Raw genomic sequence first — 22,285 nt, forward strand, 5'->3', positions numbered from 1 at the left:
AGATGGTGGGTAACGCACCTTTCGCGCTGTTTGTGTCTTATCAGAATCCGCATTATCCCGAGCAGCCGGGATATGAATACGACGAGATGTATCGGGGCGTGAACATTGCGCGACGCCCAAATTGCATGGAGGTTGATCCCTATACGAGGACGCATAGCCCGCCGAGTCCCAAACCGCAGGAAAATGATCCGGTTTATCAACGCTATGGTAATGATCTCGATGAATATCTGCGCGCGTATTACGCGATGGTGACGCAGTTGGATGCAAATGTGGGGCGGATGATGGATGCGCTGGATCGCATGGGGTTGCGAGATAATACGGTGGTGATGTTTACGTCGGATCACGGGGATTTGCAGGGCAGCCACGGAGAGACGAATAAGGGTAAGGCCTGGGAGGAGTCGAGTCGCATTCCCCTGATTGTTCGCGCACCAGGGGGCGCGGCAGGTGTGGTGGTGGATGATCTGGTGTCTGGTGTGGATTTTTTTGCGACATGTGTAGATTACGCTGGAGAATCTCCTGAAGCTTCGGTTGAGGGCGATAGTTTCGCGCCTGTGGTGAGCGATCCTTCGCATACCTTAGACCGACCGGTGTTTTCAGAAATGCAGCCCTGGTGTATGGTGCGCGAAGGCGCGTTTAAGCTGGTGGTGGAGAAAGAGGGTTTTGAGGCAACACATCTGTTCGATTTGGAAAATGATCCCTATGAGATGAATAATCTGTTGGGCGATCCCAAAAATGCTGAGAAACAGGCGCATTTGTACGATGTGTTGCAAAATTGGTACAGGCGCGTGAAGAGGTGATTGGGGAGCGTGGTGGGGATGGAGAGAGGAGTAATGGAGGACCGGCGTGGAGAGATCAAATAGTAAAGGTCCAGATTTGAAATTCTGGGAGCACTTTTCGACCTACAAATACACTATTCTCGCCCTTTCAGTGGTTTTTCTTTTTTTTGCAATGCCATTGTTAGACCGCGCAGGACAGGATTTTGCACGGTTTCTCTTCTTAATGCTCCTGGCCACAGTGCTCTGGACTTTAGGCCTTCCCAGATGGTTATTGACGTTGTGTTTGGTGCCCGGACTTATGGGATTTGGCTTTCATTTACTTATCCACAATATTGATCTCTCTGGGGCAGTATTCAGAGTGTTTGAGATGGCAAAAATGGGTACTTATACCCTGTTTTACGGGATATGCCTTTTGATCTTTTTGCACCGGATTTTCTCTGAGACGACGGTTACTATAGATTCTATTCAAGGGGGAATAGCCATTTATTTTTTAAGCGGTGTGTTGTGGGCATTTCTTTATCAAACTCTGTTATTATTTGATCCAGATGCGATTTTGTTTTCGGATCATGTCCTGGGTGCGTTTTCAGATCTAATTTATTTTTCTTTTATAACAATGACCACTCTGGGCTATGGGGATATAATGCCTATAAGCCGGATGGCGAAAAATCTGGCTGTTTTGGAAGCTGTTTGGGGACAAACCTATTTGGCAGTGCTGGTTGCTCGCCTGGTGGGGCTGCATTTAAGTGGCAGCGGTAAATTTGATAGATGAATAGACGCACGGATACAGGTGCAGCCTACAACGCAGCGGTAGGTGTACAACTGATCGCCAGGCCAGTTCACCGAGTAATAGACGATATTAAGGGAAAGGTTATGAATGACATAAGGTGGTGTTTCGCATTTGGCATTTTCTTGTTTTTTTTGTTATTAACGCCTGAAATTTGTGCCCAAAGTCAAAAAGAGCGCGTCGCGATCGGCGTACTTGTAGATGATAAGCAACAGCGAGCAGATATCGGGATTGATCAATTAAAACGCGAATTGGACGCGCTTTTGGGGGCAAAATATCATATCCAGATTTTAGAAGACAATATTCTGAGCGCAGATTGGTCTGCCAGTGTTGCTGCCAAAAACTATGATCATCTGATGGAAGACGGGGATATAGACATTATCATTGGCTTTGGGGTCTTGACCAGTTCGGTAATCGCACAAAGGGGCACCTATCAAAAACCCGTTATTGCGCTGGGCATTTTTGATCCCAAATTGCAGGGTTTGCCCGCAGTTGAAAAAAACAGGTCGGGCGTTCACAATCTCACCTATATCCTCTGGTCTGATCGATTTTTGGAAAGAGAACTGGACGTTTTTTACGACATTTTTCCATATCAAAAAGTGGGCATTGTCTTCTATGGTGAAGTGTTGAATTTGCTCGCCAGTGATGTGGCTTTTGTAGAAGATATGATGCAAAAAAATCGAACTTCATTTGCATTGCTTCCATTCGCTAACGAGACTGAAACCCTGTCTATGGCAGTACGCCAGGGCATTGATGCTTTCTATATCGGGTATTTAGGGCCACATGAAGGCGTGGAGAAACGCGCATTTATCGACGCCGTGAATAACAGAGGAATGCCCTCTTTTGGTTCTTCTACGGCCGATGTCCAGCAGGGTGTTTTGGCGGCTATCACGCCAGAAGAAAATTTCTCCAGAATTATTCGTCGCATTTCCCTGCATGTCGAAGCCATTCTCAACGGTGAAGATGCAGCGCATTTGCCCGTTTACGTGAGCTTTGAAGAAAATTTGACGCTCAATATGCAAACCGCACGCGCGATCGGGTTTTCTCCCAAATTTACAGTTCTTACTCAGGCTGCATTGATCAATGAATTTGCTCTGGAAGGTGTACGTGCCGTGGATTTGGCCCAGGTCATGCGGGAAGCGATGAATGCCAACCTCGAGCTAAAAATCGAAGAAGGCACTGTCGATGCCGCACAACAAGAGGTGCTCCTATCTCGCACTCGTTTTTTTCCTTCATTGAGCGTTGGTGCAACAGGTGTACAGATCGACAAAAACCGCGCTGAAGGTTCTTTTGGGCAGCAGGCACAGCGAACCGTCACGGGAACAGCAGGGATCGAGCAGTTGATTTTTTCTGAACAGGCGATGGGCAATGTGTCTATTCAAAAACATCTGTTGCGTGCGTCGGAATACGGCTACGAAAAATTGAAACTCGACGTTATCCTCAATGGGGCTGTGGCGTACTTCCAAATTCTGAAAGCCACAACTGGACGCAGGATTCAGAGTGACAATGTGGAATTGACCCGCAGGAATCTCGAAATTGCCAAACAGCGGGAAGCTGTCGGCTATTCCGGGCGGTCAGATGTCTATCGTTGGGAGAGCCGGTTGGCAACGGCGAACACAGATTTGTTGGCCGCCAAAAACAATGTGGCATTGGCGAAGATCCAATTGAACCAATTGCTCAACCGCTCTATTGCCGAGCCTTTTATCGCGCGCGAAACGACCTTGTCCGACAGCCTCTACATCAGTTATCTCAGCAGTGTGGGACAATATATCGACACGCCCCAATCTCTCGATATTTACACGGATTTTCTCATTGGAGAAGCTATTCGCAATGCGCCGGAGCTGGGACAACTCTCGGCCAATCTCAATGCCTTGCAGCGATCCCTCCGATCATTTCAGCGGGCGCGCTTTGTGCCCACCATTGGTCTGGGGGCAGAATGGCAGTACATCGCGTCTCGCCATGGCGCAGGTGCGGATGTACCCGGCGTCGAAACCGTCGATTATCCCTGGAATGTGAGCCTCAACGCCTCGTGGCCTCTTTTTCAAGGCGGTGCAAACCGCGCCAATATTCGGCAAACCCGCATTGAAATCGACAAACTCGCGGATCAAAAAGCGCAGTTGGTTCAGATCCTGGAGCTCAACCTGCGCGCAGCCGTGCTGGACTTAACCGTCCGGTGGGTCAATCTCGAATCGTCCCAAAAATCGGCTGAATTGGCTGAGAAAAGTCTGGCACTGGTACAAGATGGATACGCGCAGGGCCGCGTCTCTATCGTCAATTTGGTTGATGCACAAAACGCGGCGTTGGCCTCCAGATTGAGCGCATTGGATTCGGAGTACGAATTTTTGGTCAGCATCTTGAAAACCGAGCGCGCTGTGGGGAAGTTCAGCATGTTGAGCACGCCTGAAGAACAGCAAAATTTCCTCAAACGCTTTGAGGCTTATTTTAGCGAGCGTGCCCGTTAAGCAATCCTCTATCAAATAGGGAGAGAAAGTCCTATGAAGCCCAAACACATATTGACCATTTTTTGCATAGTTTTGCTCCTTTCCTGCGGAGGTGAAAAACCTGAAAAAAAGGAAATTATCAGGCCAGTTCGATACCAACAAGTCTTTCTCGCTGGCGGTGAGCAAAGCAGAATTTTTTCTGGCGTGTCCAGGGCTGGCACCGAATCAAAGTTGAGCTTTCGCGTTGGGGGTATTGTTGAAGCGGTGAATGTCAAGGTTGGCGAGAAGGTCAACAAAGGCATAAAGATCGCTTCTATCGACAACTCCGATGCACAACTCAACTATGAAAAGGCACTCGAGACGTTGAGAAAAGTGGAGATACAAAAAGATAATGCCCGATCAAATTTGGACCGGGTAAAAGAGTTATACGAGAACAACAATGTGTCTTTAAGCGAGTATGAGGCTGCTAAAGACAAATACGCTTCGGCAAATTCCGCCCACAATACGGAAAAAAGAAATGCAGACCTGAAGAAACGGGAGCTCGGCTATTACGCACTCTACGCGCCGATGGATGGCATTATCTCGGAGGTTGCTATTGAAAAAAATGAACAGGTCAGCCCCGGCCAGGCCGTTGTTACCATTACATCAGAAGATGATATTGAAGTCAACGTCAGTATCCCGGAAGCATTTATTTCTCGCGTTCAGGCTGGGGAAAAAGTCTCTATAAGATTTTCATCTCTTCCCGATAAAATTTTTGATGGGACGATCTCTGAGGTATCTTTTGTCGCTGGAACCCAATCGTCTATTTATCCGGTTATCGCAACAGTAGAACATCCAACCGGCGACATCAGGCCGGGTATGCCAGCGGATGTGACATTTAATTTTTCGGCTCGCAATGACGCGGCAACAGAAAGGTTGATCGTACCGGTTGGTGCTGTGGGAGAAGACCTCGACGGCAATTTCGTTTTTACGCTCACAAAAAGTGAACCCGGCCTCGCCATCACGCAAAAAAAGAAGGTGATGGTAGGCGAATTATCTCATGAGGGATTTGAAATAATTGAGGGATTGCAAAATGGTGCGCTGGTGGTAACCGCGGGTGTGGAAAGCCTCACAGATGGTATAACGGTGAAATTGTTAAAATAATGGAAAAAGTATGAATATCACGCAATTTGCAATTAAAAACAATGTCGTTACACTGTCCCTACTGGTCGTCATAATCGTCGTCGGGATTTCCGCTTTTCAAAACATGCCCCGCGATGATATGCCGCCGTTTCTCGTACGCGTTGCCAATGTCGTAACCATTTTTCCAGGGGCCAGTCCACAACGGATGGAACTGCTCATTTCCAATAAAATTGAAGAAGTGTGCCAGGAAGTGCCAGAGGTGGATTATGTCCAGAGTGAAAATTGCACGGGTATATCGGTTGTCACGATATTTATCAAAGACAGCGAGCGTGACCTCCAGCCGATTTTTGATAAGTTGCGCCGAAAAGTCGATGCTGTGCGCAACCAACTACCCGGCGGTGTCGCGAGTGTGAATTTCAACGACGAGGGCCTGGCAGATGTTTATGGCATCATCCTGGGGCTAACGGCAGATGGATTTACGTATGCAGAATTAAAAGAAGCAGCAGACGCCATCCGCGATGATTTAATTAAATTGCCAAATGCCGCAAAAATAAAAATAGTAGGGGCTCGCGAAGAGCGAGTCTATCTCGATTACGATGATGCGCGTCTGGCGGAATTGGGACTCACGCAGCAAAAACTCAAAAATATTATTTCCAGTACCAATATCGTTTTCTCCGGCGGCGACATTGAAGTTGAAGATGAACGCATTATCCTGGAGCCGACCGGAAATTTTGATCTGATAGAAGACATCAAAAAAATCATTGTTTCTTCCGAAAAAGGCGAACTGGTATTTTTGGGGGATATTGTCAATATTTATCGCGGCTATGTCGAACCTCAAAAATCGAGTGTACGCATTGATGGAAAACCGGGATTGGCCATTGGTGTCAATCTCAAAAAAGGCGGCAACATTATTGAATTGGGAAGAGAAATTGATGCGCGTCTCGAATATTATCAGACCGTTTTCCCCTGGGGATTCGAAATCGTCAGAGCGGCTTCTCAGGATGAAGTTGTAGATGACTCCGTGAAGAACTTCCTCGGAAATCTATACCAGGCAGTGGGCGTGGTGCTACTCGTCATGTTGCTTTTCCTCGGCTTGCGCACAGGTTTAATTGTGGCTTCTCTGATTCCAATGGCGATTGTCACCACGATATTGTTGATGTCGCAATCTGGTCTGGGGTTGAACCAGGTGTCACTGGCCTCTCTGATTATCGCGCTCGGTATGCTGGTCGATAACGCCATTGTCGTTTCCGAATCCATTATGGTCAAAATGGAGAAGGGCGAAAAAGCCATTGATGCGGCCATCGCGTCTGCCAGAGAGTTATTTATGCCGTTGCTAATATCCTCATTAACGACCTCCGCGGCCTTCCTCGCTTTTTATCTTGCAGAATCGGTCATGGGCGAAATCATGGGCGAATTATTCGTGGTAGTGAGTTACGCGCTCCTTTCTTCATGGCTCCTCTCTATGACATTGATACCGCTGTTGTGTTTTTATTTTTTAAAAGTAAAGCCCAAAATGGAACAAGCAAAGCCGAATAGGCTTCAGGCACTTTACGAGAAAATTCTATCGGTCAATCTACAACACCCTTTCCGGTTTCTGGGCTGTGTGGTCGTTGTCTTCATTGCCGCTTTGTGGTCTTTTCGTTTCATTCCTTTTGTCTTTTTTCCAGATAGCGAACGCGCTTTAGTGACCGTTACCGTGGATCTGCCCTTGGGTAGCACTATCGACAAAACAGAAGAAGTGGTCACATCCATCGAAAACTACGTCATAGAGGACCTTCTGGTTGGGGAAGACCGCACGGAAGGTGTGGTGTCATTTTCTTCGTATATCGGTGAAGGTGCGCCCAAATACGACCTGGGCTACACTGCGCCAGAAGCCCTGTCCAGTTCTGCCCATATTTTGCTTAACACCAGTTCCTCAAATGCCAATCAGCGAGTGATCGATGCGGTTGACAATTTCATTTTTCAAAATCTACCGGAGGCGAAGGGGAAGGTGAAGCGATTATCTGGCGGCGGTGGCGGAGAAAACGCCATTGAAATTCGCATTTCAGGAGATGACGCAGAGGTGCTCTATCGGCTCATGGCAGAAACTAAGGCCAAATTGCGTAGCATTGAGGGCACAAAAAATATTCGCGACAGTTGGGGGCCGCGCACGAAAAAAATCATCGTCGATATCGATCAGCACCGCGCCCGGCGTGCAGGTGTGACCAGTCAGGACATTGCCGTGTCTTTACAAACCGGGCTGATTGGTTTGGAAACCGGGGAATTCCGGGAGGGCGATAAAGTTATCCCGATTGTAATGCGAAACAATCAGGTTGAAGACCGCCGCATTCAGGACCTGGAAAGCATGCATGTCTATTCACAGCAAAGCGGTGTGAATGTGCCTCTCAAGCAAGTTGCAGATCTCAATATCAAATGGCAGGCTGCGAAAATTTTGCGGCGAGATCTGACCAGAACGATTTCGGTTACGAGCGGATTGCAAACTGGATATACTGCTGCGGAGGTAGAAGAACAGATGGCACCGTGGTTAGAACAACAACAAATGTGGCCTTCTGACTATCGCTATGAATTGGGAGGAGAAGCAGAAGAGAGTGCAAAAAATATTGGGGCGATTATGAACTATCTACCCCTGTCGTTTTTTATTATTGTCCTCTTGCTCATCGGTCAATTCAATTCCATCCGCAAACCCTTGATCATTTTGCTGACCATTCCATTGGGCTTAATAGGGGTGATTTTGGGGTTGTTGTTGACCGGCTCCTATTTTGGCTTCATGCCTTTCTTAGGGGTTATTTCTCTATTTGGCATCGTGATCAACAATGCAATTGTTTTGATTGATCGCATTCAAATTGAAATGGATGAGTTTAAGCGCACGCTACGAGATGCGATTGTGGCTGCTGCCCAACAGCGGTTTCGCCCCATTATGCTTACAACGGCAACCACGACTTTGGGATTGATTCCGCTATGGATCGGCGGTGGCGTCATCTGGGAACCCATGGCGATCACAATTATCTTTGGATTGCTATTTGCCACGATTTTAACACTTTTGGTCGTCCCCGTGATGTATAGGCTCTTTTTTAAGGTGTCTGCCCCTTAATCACATGTCAAAAAAACGAACAAAAAAACGCCCAGTCCCGACAAGACTGGGCGTTTTGCGGGTTACCCTCAAGTTTGAGGACTAACCTATCTGGCGGTGCTGTATTTAAGTGGCAGCGGTCGATTCGATTGAGGATGGTGTTTGGGCAAAGAAGTCGGGGATATCGACGGGTTCACCCAGAGATAGATTCATGAGCATGTCGTGTACGCAGAATGCGGGTTCGTTTTGGGCGGGTTCAATGTGACGGTCCGTGCCATCGGGCAATAGCTCGCGCGATTTGACATTGTCGGCAAAGCAGGTGCTGAGGAGTTCTGATTTTATCCGTGTAATTAAATCCGGGTCTTCGACAGGACAAAGCGTTTCTACGCGCCGGCGCAAATTTCGAGGCATCCAATCTGCACTGCCGATGTACACATCGGGGTCCCCATCATTTTCGAAATAATAGACGCGGCTGTGTTCCAAAAAGCGCCCGATGATGCTGCGTACTCTGATGTTGTCGCTTATACCGGGAACACCCGCACGCAGACAGCATATACCGCGCACAATCAGGTCAATTTGCACGCCGTTTTGCGATGCGCGATATAGCGCGCGAATGACTTTGGGGTCTTGAAGTGAATTCATTTTCGCGACAATGCGGGCTGTGCGTCCCTGGCGTGCATGGTCGATTTCGCGGTCGATTTTTTTGAGGATGGAATCGAGCATGGTAGAGGGTGCAATGAGCATCTTGCTGACCTGGGGATGTGCAGATTGCGTGGTGAGCAGGTTAAAAACTTCGGCTACATCATTTGTGATGTCTTCGCGTGCTGTGAACAATCCCAGGTCCGTATAAAGTCGGGCTGTTGAGGGATTGTAATTGCCCGTGCCGATGTGGGCGTAGCGGCGTAGCCCGTTGTTGGCTTCGCGCCTGACCAGCATCGAGAGTTTGCAGTGCGTTTTAAGGCCCACGACCCCATATACGACGCATACACCCGCATCCTGAAGGCGCCGCGCCCATCGAATATTGGATGCTTCGTCAAATCGCGCTTTGAGTTCAACTACCACTGTGACTTCTTTGCCCGCCTCTGCTGCGCGAATCAGTGCATCGATAACGGGTGAATCTTCGCTGGTGCGATAGAGCGTCTGTTTGATGGCCAGTACATCGGGGTCGGTTGCTGCTGAATTGACGAACTGAACAACGGGTGTAAAGGCATCGTAGGGGTGGTGGAGCAGTATATCTTTTTGTCTGATCTGGTCAAAGAGGGTATCGATTTCCTCATACGTCTGGTCGGGCGGGTGATAGGGTAAATATTTCAAATCGGGTCTGGGGGTCGCGCTGTAAAGTCCCATTAAACGGTTGAGATTCACCGGTCCGTTGACCTGATACACCTGATTGTTTTTCAGACTGTATGTCGATTGTAAGCGCTTGACAAGTGCCCGACTGGCATCGGCTTCGATTTCGAGGCGGACGGTGTCGCCTTTGCGCCGATTTTGCAATTCGTCTTCAATGGCGAGCAATAAGTCGTCGGCTTCTTCTTCGTCCAGATAGAGATCGCTGTTTCGGGTGATGCGAAAAGCAGCCGAGTCGAGAATTTGATATCCCCGGAAAAGTTCGGGAATATGCGCCTGGACAATATCGGCGAGGAAGACGAAGTCGATGCGCTGGCTGTCTTCTTCTCGGGGCAAGCGAATCAGACGCGGCAATAGACGGGGAACCTGCACGACGCCGAGCAGTGTTTCGCCTTCGCGGTTTTTGAGCAAAAGGGCGATGCAAAGGGCTTTGTTGATCAGGCGTGGTAATGGGTGTGCAGGGCTGATGGTGAGCGGGGTTAAAACCGGGTAGAGTTCTGCGTGGCAATAGTCGTCGAGGAAGGATTTTTCGCGTTTGGAAAGCGTGCTGATGGTGCGTATGTGAACATCTGCATCGCGCAATGCGGGAAGGAGTTCGTCATTCCAGCAGGCGTATTGTTCCTCGACCATGCGATGGGCTTCTTTTGCTATGGCTGAAATTTGTTCTTCGGGCAGGAGGCCATCGGGACCGTAGTCGGAAATGCCCGCTTCTACTTGCTGGAGTAGGCCCGCTACGCGCACTTCAAAGAATTCGTCGAGGTTATTGGCCACAATGCCCAGGAATTTGACCCGTTCCAGCAGGGGATTTTCGGGGGTACGGGCTTCTTGTAATACGCGCTGATTAAAGCGCAGCCATGAAAGTTCTCTGTTAAAGTAGAGACTGGTATCGCCGAGGTCCATAACACACTCCGGGGGAAGATGCGACGGAATTGCGTTAAAGGTGTGGTATTATAATGCGATGAGGGGCAGATTGTCAAATGAAAACAGCAATCCTTAAGGTCGGATGGGCATAAATCCATCCGACCTTTTCTTTTCAGAAGAGAGTTAGCGGGAAGAATCCCTGAAGAAAGGATGAAATGGCGTATTTGTAACACAAATGTCACAATCTTGTGACCAAAGCGTGACCGTTTTGGAAGCGATTTGTAACATTATAGCGATATCTTATCGCTGAGAACGTCGTTTATCCATCAATTCGGAGGGAGAGCACATGCGCATTTGTAAAGCAATTTGGAGAATGATGTTGTGTTTGGGTTTTGTATTGGCGGGACGGGGTGAAGCTGTAGATACCAGGCTCCAGGGTGTTATGTTTGCCGATTATTATATCGTGAGAGGAAATGGGGAAGAAGAGAATGGCTTTCGGTTTCGACGCATTTATCTCACCCATGATCTGAAGTGGAGTGATGCTTTTTCTGGACGGGTTCGGCTGGAGGCCAAGGATGCGGGATTTAATAGTGAGCAAAAAATAGAACCTTTTGTAAAGCACGCGTATTTGCGCTATCGCAAAAATGGCCATGCGCTCTATATGGGGCTGTCGGGTACGCCAACATGGAACGTATCAGAGTCTATTTGGGGTTATCGCTCGGTCGAGAAGACCCTCATGGATCGAAAAAAGATTGCCTCTTCGGCTGATATAGGCATAGCATATCGCGCGCGATTGGATGAAGCTGGAAAGTTAAATGCCCAAGTTATGCTGGCCAATGGCAGCGGGCAGCAGTCCGAGACAGATCACTATAAGAAAATTTACGGTCTGTTGCATTTTGAGCCTGGAACCCTGAATGTGACGACTTATATAGATTGGGAAAAACGCCCGGACAATCTAGATCGCACGACTTTTGCTACGTTTATCGGATTAAAAAAGAAAAATTTCCACGGTGGTTTGGAAGGCTTTGTGCAATGGCGCAACCATACCGCACAGGTGCGGGGGCTTTCACTGTTCGGCGCAGGACAGATTAGCGAGAAGATAAAGGTGTTTGCTCGTGGCGATTTCTTTGATCCAGACGATAAGTCCGACGACGATGGAGAATATTGCTTCCTCGGAGGGCTTGACATTGAGCCGGTAAAGGATATTCACATTATGCCCAATGTGATGGGTACAAATTTTCAGGCTCCAGATGTGGACCTTGAGGTGATTCCTCGGCTGACGCTATATGTTAAGTTTTGATTATCACATAAATGTCGTGTTTTTATCACATGTGTAACGCGATACAGGTTTATTTTTTGTATGCTATTACACTACGCCAGGGGAGATTGAATGACCAGATTTATTTGTATGATCGCATGTGTGGCTGTTTTGACACAGGCTGCGGCTCAGGCGCAGCAAGATTCGCCTGTTCCCGCGTATCAAAAGGTGAGTGGGATTTCCGGAAGTGCCAACAGCATTGGATCAGATACGATGAATAATTTGATGACGCTGTGGCTGGAGGGGTTTCGCAAGTACTATCCCAGTGTAACTATTCAGGTCGAGGGCAAGGGATCGAGCACTGCACCGCCCGCGTTGATTGAGGGGACTGCACAATTCGGCCCTATGTCGCGTCCGATGAAGGCTTCGGAAATTGACAAATTTGAAAAGCATTTTGGATATCCACCAACATTGTTGCGCGCCTCGCTGGATGCACTGGCTGTTTTTGTCAATAAAGACAATCCCATAAAAGGGTTGACTTTGCAGCAGGTAGATGCGATTTTTTCCAAGACGCGACGCGGTGAGTACAGGGAAAATGTTACGAGATGGGGGCAGTTGGGTTTGGGAGACGATTGGAAAAATGCCGCATTTAGCCTGTACGGGCGCAATTCCGCGTCGGGCACTTATGGGTTCTTCAAAGATCACGCGTTGTTTAAGGGCGATTTTAGAGATGAAGTAAAAGAGCAGCCCGGGTCTGCTTCGGTTGTGCAGGGCGTGGCCGAAGACAGGTACAGTATTGGTTATAGTGGCATTGGTTACAAGACCTCTGGCGTGCGTGTCGTACCTCTGGCGCTGGAAACTGGCGAACCCTTCAGAGAAGGCACGATAGAAAATGTGATAGATGGATCTTATCCTCTGGGGCGTTTTTTGTATTTGTACATCAACAAGGCACCCAATAAACCTCTCGATCCGCTCGTGAGAGAATTTTGTAAATTCATTTTCTCCAAAGAAGGGCAAGAGATTGTCGTTAAAGATGGCTATATGCCCGTGCCCTATCAGGTGGTTAAAGAGGAACTCGAGAAGTTACAATTCCCCACCCTAACCCCCTGATTACCCGCGGTGAGACATTAGAGGGCCACACAGCCCCATCCCAGATACGAGAGAAAGTTCCCGCCCTGTCTCGCACCTCTTAATGTCTCATCCCATATAAGCCCTGCTTAAAAGGTAGGCACGGCAGGGCTGATTCTCTCACTCCTCACCTTTTACGTCTCACTCCTTATTATGGTACTTCCATTAGAACCGCTATCAAAGCGACAATTGCCGGGCATCACGCCAAAGGCACATCTGATGGACCGCGTTGGGCGGTGGATAATCACTGCTGGCGGCATCGGGGTGATCCTGTCGGTGCTGGGCATTTTTCTTTTTGTGTTGATGGAGTCCTATCCCCTGTTTTTGAAGCCGAGCGCGTCCAGGGCACATACCTTTGATTTTTCGCACCGTCAGCCCGTCCTGTGTACGGGGGTTGATCCCTATCAGGCGGTGATGTTTGTCGTGCATGAAGCGGGGATTGATTTTGTGGATATGACCACAAAGTCGGTGACAGAGTCTGTGTCTATTCCCGAACTACAGGGACGGCGTATTCGGTCGGCTTATCGCGCTCTGGATAATACGCATGTTGGTCTGGGTCTGGACGACGGTACAATGCTGGGTTGCCGCGTGAATTTTGCCGTGGATTACGATGCGGAGGGAAAGCAGATTGTGACGCCGTCTTTTTCTGTTGAGTCGTCGATGGATCTGACTAATGAGGCTCTTGTGCATCTCGTATTTCGGCACGATGGAAAATATCGAGGTACAGTAATTGGCATTGCGGATTCCGGGCAACTCGTTTTGGGGATTTCCGAAAAACAGCGGGGTCTTTTGGGCGGTGGCAAAACCACGATTCGCACATACGATTTGACCGATGAGATTAAAGGGCGCGCCAGAGTGGGTGCTGTGGCAAAATCGGGACGCTATGTTCTGGTGGGCACAGACCGCGGTGAAGTATTTCGATGGGAAATTGGACGGGCGAGTTCCAATCCCAGGCTGTTGGATTATTTCCGGGTTTCCGATCAGGAGGTGTCTGCGCTGGATTTTGTGCTGGGTGATGTGTCGCTCGTCGTGGGCGATGTGGGTGGTCGCGTGTCTGTCTGGATGCCCGTCAGAACGAGCGAGGACGACAATAAAAGGGTGTTCAAAAAGATCCACACTTTGCAGTCTCATCCGATGGCGGTGACTGCACTGGCGTCGTCTGCTCGCGACAAACAATTTTTATCGGGCGATGTATCGGGGATGGTTGCGTTGCATCACATGACATCGGAACAAACATTTTTCCAATTGCCCGGTGATGATTCCATTCAATCCCTGTCTTTTGCGCCAAAAGCAAATGGCTTTTTGACTGTGAGTAAGTCTGGGCAGGTGACGGATTTTGGTCTTCAAAATCCACATCCCGAAGTGACGTTACAAACGCTTTTTGGCAAAGTGTGGTACGAGGGATATACGGAGCCTCAATACGTGTGGCAATCCACGGGTGGATCGGATGATTTTGAACCCAAGTTGAGTATTGTACCTTTGATATTTGGCACCTTTAAGGGTACGCTTTACGCGATGTTATTCGCGCTGCCTCTATCTGTTCTGGCAGCGATTTATACATCGGAATTTGCCTCTCCCGGTGTGCGTAGTGTGGTCAAACCCGTAGTGGAATTGATGGCTTCGCTTCCCAGTGTGATTTTGGGCTTTTTAGCTGGTTTGTGGTTGGCTCCGCTGCTGGAGACGAGGATCGTCGGTGCATTGCTGTTGTTGCCCTGTGTGCCTATTGTCGTGGTGATATGCGCCTGGGGCTGGGGGCAGGTGTCCGAAGATCTTGTACGTAGAGTACCCGATCACTGGATTCTAACTTTACTGGCGGGCATCGCGTTGTTCGCGCTCTATCTGTCGTTCGCGCTCGGTCCAGTGGCTGAATCGCTTTTGTTCGGCGGCAATTTTCAAGGCTGGCTGCTCGGTACAACGGGTACGCGCTACGATCAGCGCAATTGTCTGGTGGTGGGCTTTGCGATGGGGTTTGCCGTAGTGCCCATTATTTACACGATCTGCGAAGATGCCCTGTCGAGTGTGCCGCAGCATCTGCGCGCCGGGTCACTCGCGCTTGGCGCAACGCCCTGGCAGACGGCTATCCGCGTGGTGTTGCCCACGGCGAGCCCGGGCATTTTTTCCGCGACTATGATTGGATTTGGCCGCGCTGTGGGCGAGACGATGATTGTGCTGATGGCTACGGGTAATACGCCGATTCTGGATTGGACCATTTTTAATGGCATGCGCACGATGTCGGCCAATATCGCCGTGGAGATTCCCGAAGCGCCCCATGAAGGTACGCTTTATCGCGTGTTGTTTTTGACAGGGGTTTTGCTGGCGGCGATTACTTTTTTGGTGAATACACTGGCAGAAGTGGTGCGGCAGCGTTTGCGCGAGAAGTATAGCAGGATTTGATGTTTTGGAGATGGATGTGAAAAATTTTTGGAAAACAGGTGTGCCATTTATCTGGTTGACCGGCAGCGCGCTGGCACTTTGTTTGCTCATGATTACAGGGCTGATCGCGCTGGTTATGTACAATGGCACTGGATTTTTTTGGCCCTCGGATATCGAAGCAGTGATACTCAAAGATGGTCGGAGGGCGATGGGGCAGCGGTGGGACAAACAGGAAATTCCCGTGTCGCACCGAACGGGGTCCGGGCAATTTCGCATTCAGCTCAAAGTGGGCAATCGCGATGTGTATGGCAGCGATTTTCAATGGATAGATGAATCGGATATTCAATCGACGGATTATCCCGTAGATGCGGTGGTTTTTGAACGGCGCGAGTGGGGCAATTTTTACGGGTTTATCGAAGCGCTGTACGAAGGTGAAACCCAGATGACGAATACATGGGATGTGCTGCAAGCACAATTGGATAATACCCGGGAACGACACGAACAGATTCGGCGAATTGAAAAAGATGCGATTGGCGACTTAAATCGGCAAATTGAAAGCCTGCGACTAAAAAAACGCGAGATAGAATTGGGTGGTGGAAATGCCGATGAAGTGGATGCGATTGATCGAGAGAGCAGAACCTATTGGGAAGCTTATGAACAATTGGCTGACCAACTGGCGCAATTGCGTGCAGCCAACGAGATCTACCGCATAGATGTGCGGTTAATTGGCGGCGAGGTGCGGCAGATTGCCACGGCCGATATCGTGCGTGCTTATCGTCCCAACCGACTGGGGATTTTGGGAAAAATGAGCGTTTATTTTGAACGCGTTGGGGAATTTTTATTTGCTGAACCCCGTGAGTCCAATACAGAAGGCGGGGTATTTCCCGCGATCTTTGGCACTGTTATGATGGTTTTTTTGATGAGTTTGGCGGCTGTGCCATTTGGTATCTTGGCCGCGCTCTATTTGCGCGAATACGCCAGGCAAGGTATTTTAGTTAGAGTGATTCGCATTGCGGTTAATAATCTGGCGGGTGTACCTTCTATTGTTTTTGGGATGTTTGGACTGGGATTTTTTGTTTATGGCATTGGCGGAAGTATCGATCAACTCTTTTTTCCCGAGGCGTTGCCCACGCCTACATTTGGTACTGGCGGCATTTTGTGGGCGTCGTTGACCCTGGCATTGCTGACAGTGCCGGTGATGATCGTTTCAGCCGAAGAAGCGCTTTCTGCCGTGCCGAGTGATGTGCGTGCCGGGTCGCTGGCTCTGGGGGCGACCAAATTGCAGACTATTTTGCGCGTGGTTTTGCCCGGCGCGTTGCCGGGTATTCTCACGGGCATTATTCTCGTGATTGCACGCGGTGCTGGCGAGGTGGCTCCGCTGATGATTACTGGCGTTGTGAAATTGGCTCCTGCATTGCCCGTGGATGGTGTCTGGCCCTTTTTTCACCTGGAACGCAAGTTTATGCATCTGGGGTTTCACATTTACGATGTGGGTTTCCAGTCGCCCAATGTCGAGGCGGCTCGTCCCATGGTATATACGACGACTTTATTGCTGATGGGAATTGTACTGGCTCTGAATCTGGTGGCGATTCTGGTTCGCAATCGGCTTCGCAAGCGCGTTGGTGGTGCGACGTTCTAAATAGGTGAGAGAAAGGAATCACGATGGCTGAAGCAGAACTTGCAAATACACGGTCCGAAGCAATTGTTCCAGATATTCAGAATCCCATTGTCACCATATCGAATCTGAGCCTGTATTACGGCGAGACGCAGGCCCTTTTTGACATTGACATGCAGATTCCCGAGTATCAGGTAACGGCTTTGATCGGTCCTTCGGGATGCGGGAAGTCAACGCTGTTGCGGTGCATGAACAGGCTGAACGATTTGATCGATTCGGTGCGTACCGAGGGTGCGGTTGAAATTGACGATGACGACATTTACGGTCCCGGATACGATGTGATTTCGCTGCGCCGCCAGGTCGGGATGGTGTTTCAAAAGTCCAATCCCTTTCCCAAGTCGATCTATGAGAATCTCGTTTACGGTTTGAGAATTGCAGGTGAAAATCGGCGGGCAGTACTCGATGAGGTGGTGGAACGCAGTTTGCAGGCTGCCGCGCTTTGGGATGAAGTAAAAGACCGGCTCGATGACAGTGCTCTGGGTCTTTCAGGAGGACAACAGCAGAGGTTGTGCATTGCGCGTGCAATTGCTGTTGAGCCTGCGGTAATCTTGATGGATGAACCCTGTTCGGCACTGGATCCTATTGCGACGGGGCGTATTGAAGAGACAATTGAAGAGCTCAAAAAGCAATATACGATTGTGATTGTAACACACAATATGCAGCAGGCATCGCGCATTTCGGACTATACGGCGTTTTTCTATTTGGGACGTTTGATTGAGATGGCCGAAACGAGCGAGATGTTTACCAATCCGCAACTCAAACAAACCGAAGATTATGTGACGGGGCGGTTTGGCTAAGCAGAGGAGTAATGATTATGGAGCGTAATCTTGACCAGCATCTCGACCATCTCAAAGGTGAGCTGTTAAAGATGGGCAGTGCGGTGGAAGAGTCTATTGAACAGGCAGTACAATCGCTTGTAGAACGCGATAACCACCTCGTCGATGTGGTTGAGGAGGGAGGTCATCACATCGATACCTGGGAAGTAGCGATAGAAGAAGAGTGTTTGAAGTTGCTGGCTGTGCAGCAACCTGTGGCTGGCGATTTGCGCCTGGTGGCGGGTATTATGAAGATCAATTACGATCTCGAGCGCATCAATGATCAGGCGGTGAATATCGCGCAGCGCGCCCGCTTGCTCAATCAGATGCCGCAATTGAAACCGCTGATCGATATTCCGCGGATGGCCGAGTTGGCACGGGGCATGGTCAAGGATGCACTGGATGCTTTTGTCAATCGCGATGTGGAATTGGCCAATAAGGTGCGCAGAACTGACGATATTCTGGATGCCTTGCGCGATCAAATTTTCCGCGAGTTGTTGACGTACTTAAACACGGGCATGCCCTCGACTGTGGATCAGGGAATTTTACTCATTCTCGTGTCCCGGCATTTGGAGCGCATAGGCGATCATTCATCCAATATTGCCGAAAATGCCGTCTATCTCGTTCAGGGACGCATTGTGAGACATAAGAAGGAGGAATTACGGGAAGAAGAGTAATCCCTCTTTGTGGCGAACACTGTCGTGTAAACGACACGCGATTGTAACACGGCAATGATATTATACTCAAAGCACGACGTATTCTCCCTCTTGGGAACCGGCCCGTGACTCGGTTCCCATTTTTTTTGCCCCGAATTTGAATTCGGGGCTTTTTCGTTGACCCAAAATTGGTACCTGTGTATTTTACTGTTTGAAGATACTACTATATTATATTAATATTAAAGAATAAGGTGGTTAGTCTCTTTGCCCAATTGCATAAAATCCGAAGCCCGATTTTGCGAGCGCTGTGGGACTTTGCTGGTTGTAAAAGCAGTTGAAGATCGGGAGAGGCCTTGTTGTCCGTCGTGTGGATTTGTGGCCTATCTTGACCCCAAGGTAGCAGCCGGGGTTATTGTAACCCTCGATGGTGGCGTTGTCCTGCTCAAGCGCAATATTGATCCCGGGTTTGGCAAGTGGGTGTTCCCCGGCGGATATGTGGATGCAGGCGAGCCAACCGATGTCGCGGCTGTGCGCGAAACCCGCGAGGAAGTGGGGTTAGAGGTTGAGATCGGCGAGTTGCTCGGCGTGTTGTCTTATGAAGGGGAACGGGTGGTGCTGATTGTTTATACTGGACGGGTTGTGGGCGGAAAGTTGGAAGGCAATTTTGAATCGCAAGCTGTGGCTACATTTGCCCCTCGGGATATTCCCTGGAATGATCTGGCTTTTGACACGACCAGAGAGGCATTGCAAATTTGGGTGGCGCAGTATGGCGAAATGTATGAAAAAGAAAGGTTATTATGCTGAATTCTATTGAAGATGTTGAAGAGCGGTTTGCCGAGCAGGGGTATATCACGGACCGCACATTGGCAACGACGATTTTTTTGGCGCAGTCGCTTGGCAAACCAATTTTTCTGGAGGGGGAACCAGGCGTTGGAAAGACGGAAGTAGCCAAAGTTATGGCCGGTATTTTTGATACCGAGTTGATTCGATTGCAGTGCTATGAAGGCATTGATGCCAATACGGCATTGTACGAATGGAATTATCCGCGCCAGATGCTGGAGTTGAGGCTTGAAGAAGCGCGAGGAATCGACAAGGCCGAAATTGGTCAAAATATTTTCCGCGAAGATTTTTTGCTCAAGCGCCCCCTTTTGTCGGCTCTTGAGGGTAGCGCAAAAAAGCAGCAGGTGTTGTTGATTGACGAGGTGGATCGGTCGGATGAAGAGTTTGAAGCGTTTTTGCTCGAAGTTTTGTCGGATTTTCAGATTACAATTCCCGAGATTGGGGCGATAAGAGCGATGCAGGTGCCGTTTGTCGTGCTTACGTCCAACCGCACGCGCGAGTTGCACGACGCGCTGAAGCGCCGGTGTTTGTATTTGTGGATTGACTATCCCACGTTTAGCAAAGAAATGGATATTGTGCGGTCGCGTGTGTCGGGTGTGCAGGACGAATTGGCACAACAGGTTTGCGGGTTTATGCAATTGTTGCGCAATCGCGATTTTTACAAAAAACCCGGTGTTGCTGAAACGATTGATTGGGCACTGGCCCTGATGGCTATGCAAGTTGAAGAATTGGACCCGCAGACAGTGGATGCGACATTGGGATGTGTTTTGAAGTATAAAGAAGATATCGAAAAAATTCAGGAAGATGGCCTGCCACAACTGATTGAGAAGGCCCGGTTGTTAAAAGAGCGCACACAAGTTGCCGTTTAGGAGATCACATGCCAAGGACCATGCTGGGACGAGTCGTCGGTTTTTCAAGGGCTTTGCACAGTGCAGGTGTTGAAGTCAATGCGGGCAATCTCATTGATTTGTGCGATAGTTTTCAATATATCAGCCTGCACAATCGGAGCGATTTTTACGCTGCTGCGCGTGCGACACTGGTGTCGCGCTACGACGATCTGGAGACTTTTGACGAGGTTTTCAGGGCTTTCTGGGCGCGGCCGATTTTGCCCGACGATATGACGCTGACCGATACGGATGCCGGCGGAGATCCCGACCTCGATGTTCAGGCAGATGTCAATGAGGTGGTGGATACTGCAGATTTGCAGGAAGAGGCCGAGGGGGAGGGCGAATCCGAGGAAGTCGGGTATAGTCCCGATGAGGCTTTGATGGGAAAAGATTTGGCCGCAATGTCCGATCGCGAAATTGAGCAGGCCCGAAAGGTGATCCACGAAATTGTGAATATCATTGCCAATCGCCGCAGTCGCAGGCGCGTACCCGAGAATCGGGGGGCTGAACTGGATTTCAGGCGTACATGGCGACGCAATGCGTTATATGGTTCTGATGGTGTGGAATTGATGATGAAGCGGCGGCGCATCAAAAAGACCAAGCTGATGTTGTTGTGTGATGTGAGCGGCTCTATGGATTGTTATAGCCGTTTTTTGATTCGCTTTATCTACGCGCTCAAGCGCGAAATCCGAGATGTGGAAGTCGGGGTGTTTTCCACGCGGATGACCGCGATTTCGCGTTTGCTGAAAACAAAAGGTATTGAAGAATCGCTCGTGGAAGTGGCTGATACAGTACACGACTGGGCGGGTGGCACAGATATTGGCGGGTGTTTGCGCGAGTTTAACGACCAGTTTGCACGCGATATGTTGCACTCGCGCACTGTGATGATTATTGTGAGCGATGGTTGGGACCGGGGCGATCCCGATTTGATGCGGCAAGAGATGGCGCGATTGCGAAAGCGCGTGCATAAGTTGATGTGGCTCAACCCGCTTTTGGGTACGCCGGGATATCAGCCCCTGTGTTTGGGGATGAAGACAGCACTTCCATATCTGGATTATTTTTTGCCCGCACACAATCTGGAGAGTTTGATTCAACTTGCCCGCACACTGCGGTCTGTTTGGAAGTAGGGGGATGTTATGGCTGGTCGTGATGTTTTTCAAGAGGCGTTGACCCTGATTTCTCAGGGGGAAAAGGCAGCCTTATCGACGATTGTGTCGAGCAAGGGGTCTTTGCCGATGAGTAAAAAGGCCAAGATGCTCGTGCGTCCCGATGGCGTGATTATAGGTACGGTGGGCGGTGGTTGTTTGGAAGCCGATGTATGGGCCGAAGCCCGTCATGTGATGGAAACCGAAGCACCGACGTTGCAGAAGTTTATTTTGACGGAAAAACACGCGGGTGAAAATGGCCTCAATTGCGGCGGCAATGTCGAGATTTTTACCGAGCCTCTGTTGCCCGGTCGTGCAGATGACATGCTCGACGAGATTGCTCGGGTTCGCAAAGTGCGCGGTTCGGCTGTGTTGGCAACGCTGGTTTCGGGCGGCGATCAGGTGGGCGCGAAGTTATTGGTGCATCCCGATGGCAGAACAGTGGGGCGTCTGGGCCATGCCCTTGCCGAAGCCTGTGTGCGCGAAGAGGTGGCGGCTTTTGAGGCGATTCCGGAGAGTTTGCTCAAGGTTATAAAAATCGGTTCAGAATCCGTTGTGGTCTTTTTGGAATCTATTTGCCCCGAGCCCACGCTGTTTTTGTTTGGCGGGGGGCACGTTTCTTTTGCCATTGCACAGATCGCGCATTCGGTCGGGTTTCGGATTGTGGTTATTGACGATCGGCCCATGTTTGCCAATAAAGAGCGGTTTCCCATGGCGAGTGAAACGCTGACGCTGGAGATGGAGACGGCTTTTGATCATATAGTTGTTGACGATTTGTCTTATGTGGTGGCGGTGACGCGGGGACACCAGCACGACAAGCCGGTTATTGAGCAGGCGATTAATACCCAGGCGGCGTATGTTGGCATGATTGGCAGCCGCCGGAAGATTGCGTTGATGTGGAAAGAGTTTGAGGCCAAAGGCATTCCGAGAGAAAAATTGGATGCGGTTCACGCGCCGATTGGATTGGATATCGGCGCAGATACGCCCGAAGAAATCGCCGTGAGTATTGTTTCTGAACTTATACAGGTGCGCCGATCACAGGGAAAGCCCATTCATCAGGGTATGTCGCTGTCATCGGTGTGAGAGATCAAATGGTTTATTGTCGGG

Annotated in this window: 16 protein-coding genes; 15 read left to right on the top strand and 1 reads right to left on the bottom strand. The window is 49.6% G+C overall.

The window, feature by feature from the left end; genetic code table 11:
• From OXG87_23860 to OXG87_23880, 5 genes are all read left to right on the top strand, one after another.
• Positions 1-797, top strand: a 797-nt coding sequence (locus OXG87_23860) for a sulfatase-like hydrolase/transferase (GenBank protein MCY3872589.1), incomplete at its 5' end; no start/stop codon positions are given.
• Positions 798-843: 46 nt separating this feature from the next.
• Complete coding sequence (locus OXG87_23865) at positions 844-1,545, top strand: ion channel (GenBank protein MCY3872590.1); 702 nt, start codon at positions 844-846, stop codon at positions 1,543-1,545.
• Complete coding sequence (locus OXG87_23870) at positions 1,542-4,022, top strand: ABC transporter substrate binding protein (protein ID MCY3872591.1); 2,481 nt, start codon at positions 1,542-1,544, stop codon at positions 4,020-4,022. The genes OXG87_23865 and OXG87_23870 overlap by 4 nt, the downstream gene beginning before the upstream one ends.
• Positions 4,023-4,055: 33 nt before the next feature.
• Positions 4,056-5,144, top strand: a complete 1,089-nt coding sequence (locus OXG87_23875) for an efflux RND transporter periplasmic adaptor subunit (protein ID MCY3872592.1) — start codon at positions 4,056-4,058, stop codon at positions 5,142-5,144.
• A gap of 10 nt (positions 5,145-5,154) precedes the next feature.
• Positions 5,155-8,214 carry an efflux RND transporter permease subunit gene (locus OXG87_23880; protein MCY3872593.1) on the top strand — a complete coding sequence of 1,020 codons (3,060 nt, stop codon included), beginning with the start codon at positions 5,155-5,157 and terminating at the stop codon, positions 8,212-8,214.
• 105 nt (positions 8,215-8,319) lie between these two features.
• Here the strand turns inward: OXG87_23880 and ppk1 are convergent, their stop codons facing one another.
• Complete coding sequence (ppk1, locus tag OXG87_23885; protein ID MCY3872594.1) at positions 8,320-10,440, bottom strand: polyphosphate kinase 1; 2,121 nt, start codon at positions 10,438-10,440, stop codon at positions 8,320-8,322.
• A gap of 307 nt (positions 10,441-10,747) precedes the next feature.
• On the opposite strand from ppk1, the gene OXG87_23890 reads away from it, so the two are divergent.
• The 10 genes from OXG87_23890 (at position 10,748) to OXG87_23935 (ending at position 22,261) form a co-directional block, all read left to right on the top strand.
• Positions 10,748-11,701: a hypothetical protein gene (locus OXG87_23890; protein ID MCY3872595.1), complete on the top strand. Its 954-nt coding sequence runs from the start codon at positions 10,748-10,750 to the stop codon at positions 11,699-11,701.
• 90 nt (positions 11,702-11,791) lie between these two features.
• On the top strand, positions 11,792-12,769 hold the full coding sequence (locus tag OXG87_23895; protein MCY3872596.1) for a PstS family phosphate ABC transporter substrate-binding protein: 978 nt from the start codon (positions 11,792-11,794) through the stop codon (positions 12,767-12,769).
• 171 nt (positions 12,770-12,940) lie between these two features.
• The gene (locus tag OXG87_23900) at positions 12,941-15,181 is read left to right on the top strand and encodes an ABC transporter permease subunit (GenBank protein MCY3872597.1); all 2,241 of its coding nucleotides are present in this window, start codon (positions 12,941-12,943) and stop codon (positions 15,179-15,181) included.
• Between the two features lie 16 nt (positions 15,182-15,197).
• Positions 15,198-16,799 (top strand): phosphate ABC transporter permease PstA, encoded by a 1,602-nt coding sequence (pstA, locus tag OXG87_23905; protein MCY3872598.1) that lies wholly within the window; start codon positions 15,198-15,200, stop codon positions 16,797-16,799.
• A 23-nt stretch (positions 16,800-16,822) separates the two neighbouring features.
• Positions 16,823-17,632 carry a phosphate ABC transporter ATP-binding protein PstB gene (pstB, locus tag OXG87_23910; protein MCY3872599.1) on the top strand — a complete coding sequence of 270 codons (810 nt, stop codon included), beginning with the start codon at positions 16,823-16,825 and terminating at the stop codon, positions 17,630-17,632.
• Between the two features lie 17 nt (positions 17,633-17,649).
• A complete protein-coding gene (gene phoU, locus OXG87_23915; GenBank protein ID MCY3872600.1) occupies positions 17,650-18,327 on the top strand; it encodes a phosphate signaling complex protein PhoU in 678 nt (225 codons plus the stop codon).
• A 243-nt stretch (positions 18,328-18,570) separates the two neighbouring features.
• Positions 18,571-19,110, top strand: coding sequence for an NUDIX domain-containing protein (locus OXG87_23920; protein MCY3872601.1), 540 nt, complete (start codon positions 18,571-18,573; stop codon positions 19,108-19,110).
• Positions 19,104-20,015 (top strand): MoxR family ATPase, encoded by a 912-nt coding sequence (locus OXG87_23925; protein ID MCY3872602.1) that lies wholly within the window; start codon positions 19,104-19,106, stop codon positions 20,013-20,015. The genes OXG87_23920 and OXG87_23925 overlap by 7 nt, the downstream gene beginning before the upstream one ends.
• An 8-nt stretch (positions 20,016-20,023) precedes the next feature.
• Positions 20,024-21,160, top strand: a complete 1,137-nt coding sequence (locus OXG87_23930) for a VWA domain-containing protein (GenBank protein ID MCY3872603.1) — start codon at positions 20,024-20,026, stop codon at positions 21,158-21,160.
• A 9-nt stretch (positions 21,161-21,169) separates the two neighbouring features.
• Complete coding sequence (locus OXG87_23935) at positions 21,170-22,261, top strand: XdhC family protein (protein ID MCY3872604.1); 1,092 nt, start codon at positions 21,170-21,172, stop codon at positions 22,259-22,261.
• Positions 22,262-22,285 lie beyond the last annotated feature (24 nt).

The organism is Gemmatimonadota bacterium, assembly GCA_026706845.1.
Lineage (GTDB): Bacteria > Latescibacterota > UBA2968 > UBA2968 > UBA2968 > VXRD01.